Source organism: Streptomyces europaeiscabiei, from assembly GCF_001550375.1.
In the GTDB taxonomy this organism is placed as follows: domain Bacteria; phylum Actinomycetota; class Actinomycetes; order Streptomycetales; family Streptomycetaceae; genus Streptomyces; species Streptomyces europaeiscabiei.
The window spans coordinates 1-13,357 of sequence record NZ_LRTR01000815.1; the positions used below are offsets into that span (position 1 = coordinate 1).

Consider the following 13,357-nt stretch of genomic DNA (forward strand, 5'->3'; position numbering starts at 1 on the left):
GGGCCGGGCGCGGCCGGTCCAGGGCCGGGCCTTCCTCGCGGTGCACGGCCCGTGCGGGGTGTCCGCGACGGTGTGCAGATGCGCGAGCAGGGCCGCGAGGCGCCCCTCTACCGCCCTGCGGGAGGGCGACAGCGCCCTCCCGCAGGGCGGACCGGATGCGCTCGGCGGTCAGTTCGCGGTCCCCGGCACAGGCCACGAGGCTGCTCGTGCCACCCGGGCCGGCGGGGCACGCCGGGCCCACCCTCGGCAGGGACGGCCGAGGATCGGCCAAGGGGCCGCGAGCGGACCGGCGTTCACCTCACCGCCGCCACCGCTTCGGGTGCCCGTCGCAGATCACCCGCCGCGTACGGCGGCCGGGCAGGGGGACGGCGCAACAGCCAGCCAGCCAGCCAGCCAGCCAGCCAGCCGGCTGGCCGTCCGGGCCGCCCGCCGGGCGGCGGGAGCGGGAGTGCTCCGGCACATGCCCGGGCGGCACAAGTACTCCGGCACGTGCCGGGCGGTTCCGGGCCGGCCGGGCCGGCACTCACGGACCGGTGACGTCCCGTGCGAAGTGCAGGGCGGAGATCGTCATGCGGCGGGCGTGGTAGAAGCGGTGGGCCGCCTGGTTGGTGACGCCGGAGTCGAGCTCGATGCGGCGGCAGCCGGAGGACTCGGCCCGTTCGGCGAGATGGGAGAGCAGACGGGCCCCGACGCCGCCGGAGCGCAGGGCCGGGTCGGTGACGAGGTCGTCGACGAAGAGCACCCGGCCCCGGCTGGTGGCCAGCACCCGGTGCGTGGCCACCGCCGCGCACCGGCCCCGCTCGTCGTAGGCGGCGGTGAACACGAGCCCCTGCCCGTGGGCCTCGGCCGCGAACCGGTCGAACGCGGCATCGCCCAGCGCGGGCCGCAGGGCCTGTATCAACGGCCTCACGTGCAGGGTCATCCGCCGGTCGCCCGGCAGCACATCGGTCCAGGTGAGTGACACGCCGCACAGCGTAGGTGCGCCAGGCCCCCCGGGCGGGCCCGAGTTGACACACCGGCAGCCCGAATTGACGTACCGGCGGACCGAGTTGACACACCTCCGCGCCGACCTGACGGACCGTGCCCCGCGATGGCGGCTCACCCCCGCCACGGCGCCGGGGCGGTGCCAGACTCCACGACCATGCGTGCCGCCTACATAACCCGACTCGGCTCCCCAGACGTCATCCGTCACGGCGAGCTGCCGCCGCCCGCCCCCGGCCCCCACGACGTGCTCGTCGACGTCGAGGTGAGCGCCGTCAACCACGTGGACACCTTCGTGCGTTCGGGTGCCTGGCGCACCCCGCTGGAGTTCCCCTTCGTCATCGGCCGCGACCTGGTGGGGACGGTGGCCGCCGCCGGCCCCGGCGCCACGGGGTTCCGCACCGGCGACGCGGTCTGGTGCAACAGCCTGGGCCACGACGGCCGTCAGGGGGCCGCCGCCGAACAGGCGGTGGTGCCCGCGGACCGGCTCTACCACCTGCCCGAGGGGGTGGACGCGGTCGACGCGGTGGCGCTGGCCCACCCGGCCGCGACCGCCCACCTGGCCCTGTTCACGCACGGGAACCTGCGCGCCGGCGAGAGCGTCGCGGTGCTGGGCGCGGGCGGCAACGTGGGCAGCGCCCTGGTCGTGATGGCCGCCCGGGCCGGAGCCCGGGTGATCGCCGTCGCCTCCGGGCGCGACGAGGCGTACGTGCGGTCCCTGGGCGCCGAGCACGTCATCGACTACCGCACGGACGACGTCGCCGCCCGGATCCGGGCCGCCGCACCGCACGGCGTGGACCTGTACCTCGACACCTCGGGCCGCAACGACCTCGACGCCGCGGTGGACCTGCTGGCGAGCCGGGGCCGGATCGTGGTGATGGCGGGACTGCGCACCCGCCCGGTACTGCCCGTGGGACCGCTGTACCTGATGGACCGCTCCGTGCGCGGGTTCGCCATCTCGCACGCGGACACCGCCCAGCTCGCCGACGCCGCACGCGGCATCAACACGCTGCTGGCGGCGGGCCGGCTGCGCCCGCGCGCCAGCGAGGTGCTGGAACTGGCGCAGGCGGCCCAGGCCCACCGCCGTCTGGACGAGGGAAAGGTGCACGGCAAACTGGTGCTGCGGGTACGCGGCTGAAGACCCCGGCGCACGGCCAGGCCGGTTGCCGCGGGCGCGCGCCATCCGGTGCTGCGGGGTACGCGGCCGAGGACCGCCGGGCGGCGGCGCCCCCCCGGGACCGCGCGAACCGCCGGACGGGGCCCGCACCACTGCGACGCGCGGACGCATTCACCCCCCGGCCCCGCCGAACACGGACACCGCACAGGAATTTCCGCGGGCCGGCTTCGCCCGCCCGGACGTCACACGAGGAAACCCGCCCGGACGTCACACGAGGAAACCCGCCCGGACGTCACACGAGGAAACCCGCCCGGACGTCACATGAGGTAATCCGTGCGGACGTCGCGTAGGAAACCTGACGGACCCCGGACCGCTTGATTGCTCACATTCCTCGGCCATCGGCAGGATTGCCGCCATGACAGTCACCAGTGAAAGCGTCATCGACCAATCCCCCCTCTTCGAACTCGACGCCCGTATTCGTATATCGGCGAGTGGGGCCGAGATCTACTCCGTCGTCAGCGATCTGGCCCGCAGCAAGGAGTGGAGCCCGGAGTGCATGGGCGGCCAGTGGATCCAGGGCGAGCCCTCGGCCGTCGGCTCGGTCTTCCGCGGCGAGAACCTGCGCAGCGAGGACGTGGTCGGCTGGGCGCCGCTGGTACGCGGCACCTGGTACACCGAGTCCCGCGTGGTGGCCGCCGACCCCGGCCGGACCTTCCGCTGGATGATGCTCACCCACGCCCGCGAGGACCAGGAGTCGATCTGGGGCTTCGACGTCGAGGACGCCGGCCAGGGCACCTCCTGGCTCGTCCACCACTTCCGGATGGGCAGGGCCACCGCCGGAATCCACAAGATCGTCGCCGGTCTCGACGAGGACGCCCGCAAGCGGTTCGTCGACGACTGGACCGCCAAGCTCGCACAGGACCTCGACGACACGCTGGCCCGCATCAAGGACGTCATCGAGAAGAACTGACGCGCACGACACGGCGCGGTCGTCACCCGCCGGTAAACGCCGTCAGATCCGAAAACGCAGCACCCCCCTTCAGGAATCCGCAGCCATGGACGAGAGATCGGTTACATGTTTCTCCAACGAATAGGAAGCAAGGGAATTCGGCTGGGCACGCTGTTCGACCGAGCGGCGGCCCGGCATCCGGCGAATTTCGTGATACTCGACCACGACCTGGACATCGCCCCCGGCCTCGGCCGGCGCGCGACACTGACCGAACTGGCCGACCTGGTGGACGACTTCGCCTCCCGGCTGTGGTCGGTCAAGGTGCGCCCCGGCGACCACGTCGTGGTGCACAAGAGCGACGGCTTCGACATCTCCCTGCTCGCCTGCGCCATCGCCCGCACCGGCGCCATCCCGGTCCTGCTGTCCCCCAAGCTCGACGGCGCCACGGTCGCCGAACTCCTGCGCCGCGTGGGCCGGCCCTTCCTCGTCACCGACCAGGACAAGCTCGAACACGACCTGCCCGCCGAGGTCTTCGGCCTGTCCCGCACCGTGCTGCTCGCCTCCGGCGAGCACGAGCAGGCCACCTCCTTCGCCTCGCTGGCCGGCGCCGAACGCGTGCCCGCGGTGGCCATGCCGATCGACCACCCCACCCTCATCACCCACACCTCCGGCACCACCGGCACACCGAAGCTCGCCGTGCACACCGCCATGAGCTTCCAGTCCCGCTACCGCCCGCAGGCCACCGTCGTGGCCACCACGGTGCGCCGCAGCGAACCCGTCGCGATCCACGTGTCGTTCGTGCACTCACGGATGTTCACGGCGATGCCCATCTCGATCCTTCAGGGCCACCCGCTCATCATCCTCAAGGACGACGACCCGCAGACCGTCGGGGAACTGTTCACCAAGATCCCGCCCGGCTTCATCGAGGCCCACCCCAACACCTTCCTGCGCTGGGAGGAACTGGCCGACGACCCGCGCGGGCCGCTGGCCAACGTGAAGTACTTCTCCAGCACCTTCGACGCCATCCACCCGCGCACCGTCAACACCCTGCTGAAGGCCTCCCGCCGCAAGGGACGGCGCTTCGCCCAGGCCTACGGGCAGAGCGAGGTCGGCCCGATCGCGGCACGCACCTACTCCCTCAAGGACGGCGCCGACTTCAACGGCCGCTGCGTCGGCGTCCCGTTCCCCGGCATGACCGGGGTACGCGTCGTCAGCCGCAACGGCGCCCCGGTCTCCAAGGACAACCCCGGCTTCATCGAGGTCAGGAGCGACGGGCGGATCGTCACCTACCTGGGCGAGCACCAGCGCTGGCAGCAGCAGGTCAACGACGGCTGGTGGCGCATGGGCGACGTCGGCTACCGCACCAGGTTCGGCTGCCTGCACCTGCTGGACCGCGAGGTCGACGAGATCCCCGGCGTGCAGTCCACCCTGGAGATCGAGGACAAGCTCTTCACCCGGCTGCCCGAACTCATCGAGGTCATCATCATCCCCGGCCCCGACCAGCGCGCCGTGCCGGTGGTGTGCACCCGCAACGACGCGCCGCTGGACGAACTGTCCTGGAAGAGCGCCGTGGTGGACCTGCCGGCCCTCGCCGATCCGGTCCAGTGGCGTCTCGAAGACCTCCCGCAGACCGCCACCACCAAGATCAAGCGCCTGGAGCTGGCCCGCCTGCTGGCGGCAGGCACCGGCGGCTAGCACCCGCCCGAACCACCCCCCGCCCCTCCGGGGCCCCGACGGCCCGCACCCTTTCAAGGTCCCCGGCATCCCGCTTCCCCGTCCGCGGCCGGCGCCCGGCCCTGCCCGGCCGCCGGCCGTCGGCCGCCCCTGCCCAGAAACGGAGTTGTCCCCATGAGCAGCACCCTCGAGGTCTGTGTCATCGGTGCCGGTCCCCGAGGCCTGTCGGTCCTCGAACGACTGCTGGCCAACGAACGCAGCACCCCCTCGCACCACGCCGTTACCGTCCACGTCATCGACCCCTCGGCACCCGGGGCCGGAGCGGTGTGGCGCACCGAGCAGTCCCAGCACCTGCTGATGAACACCGTGGCCTCACAGATCACCGTCTTCACCGACGACAGCGCCCGCATCGGCGGCCCCATCGAGCCCGGCCCCAGCCTGTACGAGTGGGCCCAGAGCCTGGCGCTGCTCGGCGACCCGGCCGACACCTCGGCCACCACCCTGGCCGAAGCGGCACGCCTGGGCCCCGACTCCTACCCCACCCGCGCCTTCTACGGCCGCTACCTGCGGGACTGCTTCGAACGCATCGTCGCGGGCGCGCCCGCCCACGTCGAGATCCGGGTACACCGCTCGCGCGCCGTCGCCGCGGCCGACACCCACGGCGTGCCCGGCGGACCGCAGGGCATCCGGCTGGAGAACGGCATCCGCCTCAACGAACTCGACGCCATCGTGATGGCCCAGGGCCACGTCTCGGCCCGGCTGTCGGCGCGCGAGGCACGCACCGCGAGCCTGGCGCGCATCCACCACCTCACCTACATCACCCCGGCCAACCCCGCCGACCTGGATCTCAGCGACATCCAGCCGGGACAGCACGTCCTGGTGCGCGGCCTCGGCCTGAACTTCTTCGACCACATGGCCCTGTTCACCCTGGGCCGCGGCGGGCGCTTCGTCCGCGAGGACGGCCGCCTGGTCTACCGCCGCTCGGGCAGCGAACCGAAACTGTTCGCCTTCTCCCGGCGCGGGGTGCCCTACCACGCGCGCGGCGAGAACGAGAAGGGCGCCACCGGCCGCTACTTCCCCCAGCTCCTCACCCCCGCCTACATCGCGATGCTGCGCGAGCGTTCCGCCGCCGGACAGCCCGTCAACTTCGGCGAGGACCTGTGGCCGCTGATCTCCCGCGAGGTGGAGAGCGTCTACTACGCGACGCTGCTCAGCGGCCAGGGCCGCGCCGAGCAGCGCGAGGAGTTCACCGGACAGTTCCTCGCCGCCGACAGCGACGGCGAGCGCAGCGCACTGCTCGACACCTACCGCATCGCCGGCCAGGACCGCTGGAACTGGGAGCGTCTGTCGCGCCCCTACGGCGAGCGCGTCTTCACCGGCCGCGAGGACTTCACCGGCTGGCTCCTGGACCACCTGCGGGCCGACGTCGCCGAATCCCGCCGGGGCAACGTCAGCGGACCGCTCAAGGCCGCCCTGGACGTGCTGCGCGACCTGCGCAACGAGATCCGCCTCGCGGTCGACCACGGCGGCCTGGAGGGCGGTTCGCACCGCGACGACCTGGAGGGCTGGTACACACCGCTGAACGCGTTCCTCTCGATCGGCCCGCCCGCCTCCCGGATCGAGGAGATGATCGCGCTGATCGAGGCCGGTGTGCTGACCGTGACCGGCCCGGGCACACAGGTCCGCATCGACACCACCGCCCAGGTGTACTGCGCCCGCTCCACCGCGGTACCGGGCGAGCCGGTGCGGGCCACCGCGCTCATCGAGGCCCGCCTGCCCGAGCCGGACCTGCGCCGCACCGAGGACCCCCTGCTCAAGCACCTCCTCGACACCGACCAGGCCACCCCCTACCGCATCGCGGCCACCGGCGGCCCGGCGTACGAGACCGGCGGCCTCGCGGTCACCGAACGCCCCTACCGCCTCCTCGACGGCCGCGGCCGCCCCCACCCCCGGCGCTTCGCCTACGGGGTTCCCACCGAGTCGGTGCACTGGGTGACCGCCGCCGGTATCCGCCCGGGCGTCGACTCCGTCACCCTCGGCGACTCCGACGCGATCGCCCGCGCGGTCCTCGCCCTGCCGCCGGCCGCCCAGGTCCCCGACGGCGTACGGCCCATGGAGGCCGACAGCGATCTGTCCGGGGTGATCGTGTGACCCGGGGCCGGGAGGAGGACACCGACGCCGGGCTGCTGTCCCCGGTCCGGGCCGGCACCCCCGTCGAGGAGGCCACCTGCGACCGGGCCTGGCTCCAGGCCATGCTGGACGCCGAGGCCGCCCTGGCACGGGCCCAGGCCTCACTGGGCACACTGCCCGCGCACGCCGCCGAGACCATCACCCAGCTGGCCCGCGCCGACCGGCTCGACCTGCGCGCCCTCGCACTCGCCGCCCGCGAGACGGCCAATCCGGTGGTCGGCCTGGTGCAGGCGTTCACCGCGGTGGTGGCCGAGAAGGACCCGGCAGCCGCGGAGTACGTGCACCGGGGCTCCACCAGCCAGGACATCCTGGACACCGGTGCCATGCTGGTCGCCGACCGGGCCCTGAAGATCATCCGCGCCGACCTCGGGCGGACGGCCCGGGCACTGGCCCGGCTGGCCGCCCGGCACCGGGACACCCTCGCGGTCAGCCGCACCCTCGCCCTGCACGCCGTCCCGACGACATTCGGCCTGCGGGCGGCGGGCTGGCGGCAACTGGTCCTGCACGCCGAGACACGGCTGGCCCGCGTGCAGGAGAGCGGGCTTCCCGTCTCCCTGGGCGGGGCGGCCGGCACCCTGGCCGGCTACCTGGAGTACGCCGCCGTCGGCGACGGCCCGGCCCCCGATGCGGGCACCTACCTGGACCTCCTCACCGACGCCTACGCCGCCCAGACACAGCTCGCCCGGCCGGAACTGCCCTGGCACGCCCTGCGCACACCCGTCGCCGACCTGGCGTCCGCGCTGGCCTTCACCACCGGCGCGCTCGGCAAGATCGCCGTGGATGTGCAGTCACTGGTGCGCACCGAGGTCGGCGAGGTCAGCGAACCCGGCCCCGCCGGCCGCGGCGCCTCCTCGGCGATGCCGCACAAACGCAACCCGGTGCTGGCCACCCTGGTGCGCAGCGCAGCCCTGCAGGTGCCGGCCCTCTCCGCGGCCCTGACCCAGTGCCTGGTGTCCGAGGACGAGCGCTCCGCGGGCGCCTGGCACGCGGAATGGCAGCTGCTGCGCGAATGCCTGCGGCTGACCGGCGGAGCGGCCCACACGGCCGTCGAACTCACCGAGGGCCTGCAGGTCAGCCCCGAACGGATGCGCGCCAACCTGGACATGACGGGCAGCCGGATCGTCTCCGAACGCGTCGCCGCGCACCTCGCCCCCCAGCTCGGCAAGGACCGGGCCAAGACCGTGCTGACCGAGGCCGCGCAGCAGGCCCTGGCCGACGGCCGGCCGCTGGCGGAGGTACTCGCCGCCCTGCCCGGACTCCCCGCCCGCCTCACGGGCGAACTCGCCCAGCTGTGCGACCCGGCCCGCTACACCGGGGCCGCCGCCGCCCTGGTGGACCGTGCACTGCGGCCCTGACCGTTCCTGCGGACCGAGCGGGGGCGAGCCCGTTCAGCCGCGCGCCCCGAACGGTCCTGGGCGAGCCGCTCCCCGGCGTACTCGACCCCGGGGCGGCGGCACGCACCCGGTGCGCGGTCCGGGCCCCTAAGGCCCCCGCGGCCGGAGGCCGCTGACGGACACGGCCCTGCGCGACCTGGCCGACAGACACAGCCGGAGGCGACGGGGAAGCCCTGAACCGTCACACCGGCGGAAACAGGGGCCCCGCACGCCGACGGGCGTACCCCGCGTCCCGGACCGCACGGTCACACAACGCCGACCCGAACGGCCCAGGACACCGCAAGCCCGGAGAACCGACCCTCGCACGACCGAGGAAACCCCGACCTCCTACGCACTCCTTGGCAAGCAGCTACCAACCCCCTGCCCGCACCGCGGCCCGGTGCGACCCCACCGGGCCGCACCACCCCGACCCGAAGAGAGCCGAGGAAAAGATGACCAGCGCACCATCCGCCCGAGGGCGGTGGATCGAGAACTGGGACCCCGAGGACGAGAAGCAGTGGGAGCGCGGCGGGCGACGCGTGGCCCGCCGCAACCTGGTGCTGTCGGTACTGTCCGAGCACATCGGCTTCTCCGTGTGGAGCATGTGGTCGGTGCTCGTGCTGTTCATGTCGCCGAAAATCGGCCTGGACTTCGCCCCCGACGAGAAATTCCTGATGGTGGTGGTGCCCACCCTGGCGGGCGCACTGCTCAGGCTCCCCTACAGCTACGCGGTGACCCGCTTCGGCGGCCGCAACTGGACCGTGTTCGCCTCCCTGCTGCTGCTCGTGCCCACCCTGCTGACCGTCTACTTCGTCCAGCGGCCCGGCACCGAACTGTGGGTGTTCCTGCTCATCGGCGCGAGCGCCGGGGCGGGCGGCGGCAACTTCGCCTCCTCGATGACCAACATCACCGCCTTCTACCCCCAGCGCCACCAGGGCTGGGCGCTGGGAGTCAACGCCGGCGGCGGCAACCTGGGCGTCGCCGCCGTCCAGCTCCTCGGCCTGCTGGTGATCTCCGTCGCCGGCGACACCCACCCCGCCTACGTCGCCGCCTGCTACCTGCCGCTGATCGCGCTGGTGTCGGTGCTGGCCGCACTGCGCATGGACAACGTGGCGGTGGTGCGCACCCCGCCCGGCGCCCAGCGCGAGGCCGCCGCCAGCAGCCACACCTGGTGGATATCCCTGCTGTACATCGGCACCTTCGGCTCCTTCATCGGCTTCGGGTTCGCCTTCGGCCTGGTCCTGCAGAGCCAGTTCGGCTCCACCCCCCTGCAGGCCGCCTCCTTCACCTTCCTCGGGCCGCTCCTGGGCTCGCTGGCCCGCCCCCTGGGCGGCCGGATCGCCGACCGGTGGGGCGGAGCGAGGGTCACCCTGTGGTCGTTCGCCGGCATGGCCGCCGGCATCGGCGTGCTGCTGCTGGCCACCCGCAGCGGATCCTTCCCCCTGTTCGTGACCGGGTTCACGGCCCTGTTCGTGGTCAGCGGCATCGGCAACGGCTCCACGTACAAGATGATCCCGGTGGTCTTCGCCCGGCAGGCCGAGGCCGCCGTCACCTCCGGCCATGACGCAGCCGCCGCCTTCGCCCGTGCGCGCCGCCTGTCCGGCGCGGTCATCGGCATCGCCGGCGCGGCCGGCGCGCTCGGCGGCGTCGCCATCAACCTCGCCTTCCGCACGGCCTACGGCCAACTGGGCGGCGGCGAGGCCGCCTTCTACACCTTCCTCCTCTACTACGGGCTGTGCGCGGCCCTGATCCGGGCGGTGTACCTGCGCAGCGACCACGACAGCGGCCCACAGCCCCCCGCCCGGAAAGCGCAGGCCTCCCATGTCCGCTGACCACCCGGCACCCGCCCGCACCACACCGCCGCCCAGGACGCGGGCGGCGCCCCGGCAGAGCACGACACACTGCCCGTACTGCGCCCTGCAGTGCTCCACGGTGCTCTCGGGCGAAGCAGGCGGCGTCACCGTGGCGCCCTCGCCCGACTTCCCCGTCAACCAGGGCGGCCTGTGCCAGAAGGGGTGGACGGCACCCGCCGTGCTCGGCGCCCCCGACCGGCTGCGCACCCCCCTGGTGCGCGGGAAGGACGGTGAACTCGCCCCCGCGAGCTGGGACGACGCCCTCGACCTGGTGGCCGCCAAGCTGACGGCGATCCGCGCAGAGCATGGCGCCGACGGCGTCGCGGTGTTCGGCGGCGGCGGGCTGACCAACGAGAAGGCCTACACCCTCGGCAAGTTCGCGCGCCTGGCCCTGGGCACCGCCCAGATCGACTACAACGGGCGCTTTTGCATGTCGTCGGCGGCCGCGGCGGCAGGCGAGGCGTTCGGCCTCGACCGCGGCCTGCCCTTCCCGGTGACCGACCTGGCCGACGCCGATGTGGTGCTGCTGGCCGGCGCCAACCCGGCCGAGACGATGCCGCCGCTCATGCGCCACCTGCACCGCCCCGACCTCGTCGTCATCGACCCCCGCCGCACCCGTACCGCCCAGCACGCCGCACTGCACCTGCAGCCGGCCCCCGGCACCGACCTCGCCCTGGCCCTCGGCCTGCTGCACCTGGCGGTCACCGAGAACCTCATCGACATCCCGTACATCGAAACCCGCACCACCGGCTTCGAGGAGGTCTGGGCGAGCTGCGTCGCCTGGTGGCCCGAGCGCGTCGAACAGGTCACCGGGGTACCCGCCCACGACCAGCGCACGGCGGTCCGGATGCTCACCGCGGCCCGCCGGGCCTACCTGCTGACGGGGCGGGGAGCGGAACAGCACAGCAAGGGATCCGACACCGTCGCGGCGTTCATCAACCTGGCGCTCGCGCTGGGCCTGCCCGGCCGCGAAGGCAGCGGTTTTGGAACCCTGACCGGGCAGGGCAACGGGCAGGGCGGCCGCGAGATGGGCCAGAAAGCCGACCAGCTGCCCGGCTACCGCTCGCTCACCGACCCCGCCGACCGCGCCCACGTGGCCCGCGTGTGGGGCGTGGACGCCGGCACCCTGCCCGGGCCCGGCCGCAGCGCCTACGAACTGCTCGACGCCCTGGCCACCCCCGACGGGCCGAAGGCACTGCTGGTGTTCGGATCCAACCCGGTCGTCTCCGCGCCCCGGGCCGCCCGCATCACCGGCCGGCTGAGCGCCCTGGACCTGCTGGTCGTGGCCGACTTCGTGCCCTCGGAGACGGCCGCGCTCGCCGACGTGGTGCTGCCCGTCGCCCAGTGGGCCGAGGAAGAAGGCACCCTGACCAGCCTGGAGGGCCGCGTCCTGCGCCGGCGCGCCCACCTGAGCCCGCCGCCCGGCACCCGCACCGACCTTCAGGTCCTCCACCAACTCGCCGTCCGCCTCGGCCAGCCCGCCCACCGCTTTTCCACCCGCCCCCGGGAGGTCTTCGAGGAACTGCGCCGCGCCACGGCGGGCAGCCGCGCGGACTACTCCGGCATCAGCTACGAACGCCTGGACGCCGGCGAAGCACTGCACTGGCCCTGCCCCGCCACCGACGGCGGCCAGGACCATCCCGGCACACCGAGACCGTTCCTGGACCGCTTCGCGCACCCCGACGGACGCGCCCGGTTCACAGCCGTGGACCACCGCCCGCCCGCACAGACACCCGACGACCGGTTCCCCCTGTACGCGACGACCGGCAGAGTGCTGGCCCACTACCAGTCGGGCGCGCAGACCCGCCGCGTCCCCGACCTTCTCGCCGCGGCACCGGAGGCGGTCGCCGAGATGCACCCGGACACCGCCCGCCACCACCGACTGGCCGACGGACAGCTCGCCGACGTCGCCTCCGCCTACGGCACCGCCCGGGTCAGGGTCCGCCTGACCTCCACCGTGCGCAGGGACACCGTCTTCGTGCCGTTCCACTATCCGGGCGCGGCCCGCGCCAACCTGCTCACCGGCGACGCACTGGACCCCCGCAGCCGGATGCCCGAGTTCAAGGTCAGCGCCGTACGCGTCACACCGGCCGGGGAGCAGCCATGAGCGGCGTCGTCATCGTCGGCGGCGGCCCCGCCGCCCACCGCCTGGCCCACCGCCTGCACGCGCTCGGCCACCGGGACGCGGTGACCGTCGTCGGCGCCGAACCCCGGCCCGCCTACAACCGGGCCCTGCTCGGCTCGGTCCTGGACGGCACGCTGAGCGCGGAGCGGCTGACGCTGCCCGCGCTGCCCGCGACGGTGCGAACGCTCACCGGCGTACGGGCCGGCGGCATCGACCGCGCCCGGCGCACCGTGCACCTGGAGGACGGCCGCGAACTGCCCTACGACGTCCTCGTCCTGGCCACCGGCGCACGGCCGCGGATCCCGGACGTCCCCGGCCTGGTGACCGCCCGCGGACGGCTCGCCGAGGGAGCACGCACCCTGCGCACCGCCGCCGACAGCCGCCCCCTGCCCCCGGGACCGGTCGTCGTCCTCGGCGGGGGAGTCCTCGGGGTCGAATCGGCCCTGGCACTGCGCCGCGCCGGCAAGGAGGTGACACTCGTCCAGCGCTCCGGCCGGCTGATGCAACGCCAGCTGGACGGCCCCGCCTCCCACGTGCTGGCGCAGTGGGCCAGGAGCCGGGGCGTCACCCTCCACCTGGGCCGGCGGGCCGAGGAGTACGCGCCGGGCAAACTGGTCCTGGACGACGGACAGGTACTGGCGGCGGGCACCCTGCTGCTGTGCACCGGCACGCGGCCGGAGACCGCGCTGGCCCGGGCCGGCCATCTCGCGGTGCGTGAGGGGATCGTCGTCGACGCGCATCTGCGCACCGACGATCCGCGGATCCACGCGATGGGGGACTGCGCCCAGCACACGGACGTCACCGGCACGACCCTCATCCAGGCCTGGGACCAGGCCGAGGCGCTCGCCCGGATCCTCACCGGCACGGGCACCGCCTACGTACCCGCACGCCACCTGCTGCGCCCGCGGGTACGCGGCATGGACATCGTCTCGCTCGCCCCGCAGGCACCCGAGCGGGACACGGACACGGCCGTCTCCCTGCTGGATGCGGCCCGTGGCCGCTATGCCCGCCTGACGCTGCGCAACGGCCGGATCCGCACGGGCGTCGTCGTCGGCCCGGCCGCCTGCGCACTCTGCGGCACCACTCGGGTGCTGG

General features: G+C 73.7%; 9 protein-coding genes. 8 read left to right on the plus strand and 1 reads right to left on the minus strand.

Going from position 1 to position 13,357, the window contains the following annotated elements:
- Window positions 1-523 precede the first annotated feature (523 nt).
- On the minus strand, window positions 524-964 hold the full coding sequence (locus AWZ10_RS40370; protein WP_052769571.1) for a GNAT family N-acetyltransferase: 441 nt from the start codon (window positions 962-964) through the stop codon (window positions 524-526).
- Window positions 965-1,141: 177 nt separating this feature from the next.
- On the opposite strand from AWZ10_RS40370, the gene AWZ10_RS40375 reads away from it, so the two are divergent.
- From AWZ10_RS40375 to AWZ10_RS40410, 8 genes are all read left to right on the plus strand, one after another.
- The gene (locus AWZ10_RS40375; protein WP_046704568.1) at window positions 1,142-2,119 is read left to right on the plus strand and encodes an NADPH:quinone reductase; all 978 of its coding nucleotides are present in this window, start codon (window positions 1,142-1,144) and stop codon (window positions 2,117-2,119) included.
- 394 nt (window positions 2,120-2,513) lie between these two features.
- Window positions 2,514-3,068 carry an SRPBCC family protein gene (locus AWZ10_RS40380; protein ID WP_046704563.1) on the plus strand — a complete coding sequence of 185 codons (555 nt, stop codon included), beginning with the start codon at window positions 2,514-2,516 and terminating at the stop codon, window positions 3,066-3,068.
- 105 nt (window positions 3,069-3,173) lie between these two features.
- Window positions 3,174-4,742 carry a class I adenylate-forming enzyme family protein gene (locus AWZ10_RS40385; RefSeq protein ID WP_046704564.1) on the plus strand — a complete coding sequence of 523 codons (1,569 nt, stop codon included), beginning with the start codon at window positions 3,174-3,176 and terminating at the stop codon, window positions 4,740-4,742.
- Between the two features lie 153 nt (window positions 4,743-4,895).
- A complete protein-coding gene (locus AWZ10_RS40390; protein WP_060893555.1) occupies window positions 4,896-6,872 on the plus strand; it encodes an FAD/NAD(P)-binding protein in 1,977 nt (658 codons plus the stop codon).
- On the plus strand, window positions 6,869-8,266 hold the full coding sequence (locus tag AWZ10_RS40395; protein WP_060893556.1) for a nitrosuccinate lyase: 1,398 nt from the start codon (window positions 6,869-6,871) through the stop codon (window positions 8,264-8,266). The genes AWZ10_RS40390 and AWZ10_RS40395 overlap by 4 nt, the downstream gene beginning before the upstream one ends.
- A 470-nt stretch (window positions 8,267-8,736) precedes the next feature.
- The gene (locus AWZ10_RS40400) at window positions 8,737-10,116 is read left to right on the plus strand and encodes an MFS transporter (RefSeq protein ID WP_046708124.1); all 1,380 of its coding nucleotides are present in this window, start codon (window positions 8,737-8,739) and stop codon (window positions 10,114-10,116) included.
- A complete protein-coding gene (locus AWZ10_RS40405; protein ID WP_060893557.1) occupies window positions 10,106-12,244 on the plus strand; it encodes a molybdopterin oxidoreductase family protein in 2,139 nt (712 codons plus the stop codon). The genes AWZ10_RS40400 and AWZ10_RS40405 overlap by 11 nt, the downstream gene beginning before the upstream one ends.
- A partial coding sequence (locus AWZ10_RS40410) for an NAD(P)/FAD-dependent oxidoreductase (protein ID WP_060893558.1) occupies window positions 12,241-13,357 on the plus strand: 1,117 nt, incomplete at its 3' end. The genes AWZ10_RS40405 and AWZ10_RS40410, both read left to right, overlap by 4 nt.

What these genes read in the sequence shown, in the direction of transcription:
- AWZ10_RS40405 (WP_060893557.1), top strand. Translation starts at nt 10,106, where the DNA reads ATGTCCGCTGACCACCCGGCACCCGCCCGCACCACACCGCCGCCCAGG.
- AWZ10_RS40385 (WP_046704564.1), top strand. Translation starts at nt 3,174, where the DNA reads ATGTTTCTCCAACGAATAGGAAGCAAGGGAATTCGGCTGGGCACGCTG.
- AWZ10_RS40390 (WP_060893555.1), top strand. Translation starts at nt 4,896, where the DNA reads ATGAGCAGCACCCTCGAGGTCTGTGTCATCGGTGCCGGTCCCCGAGGC.
- AWZ10_RS40400 (WP_046708124.1), top strand. Translation starts at nt 8,737, where the DNA reads ATGACCAGCGCACCATCCGCCCGAGGGCGGTGGATCGAGAACTGGGAC.
- AWZ10_RS40375 (WP_046704568.1), top strand. Translation starts at nt 1,142, where the DNA reads ATGCGTGCCGCCTACATAACCCGACTCGGCTCCCCAGACGTCATCCGT.
- AWZ10_RS40380 (WP_046704563.1), top strand. Translation starts at nt 2,514, where the DNA reads ATGACAGTCACCAGTGAAAGCGTCATCGACCAATCCCCCCTCTTCGAA.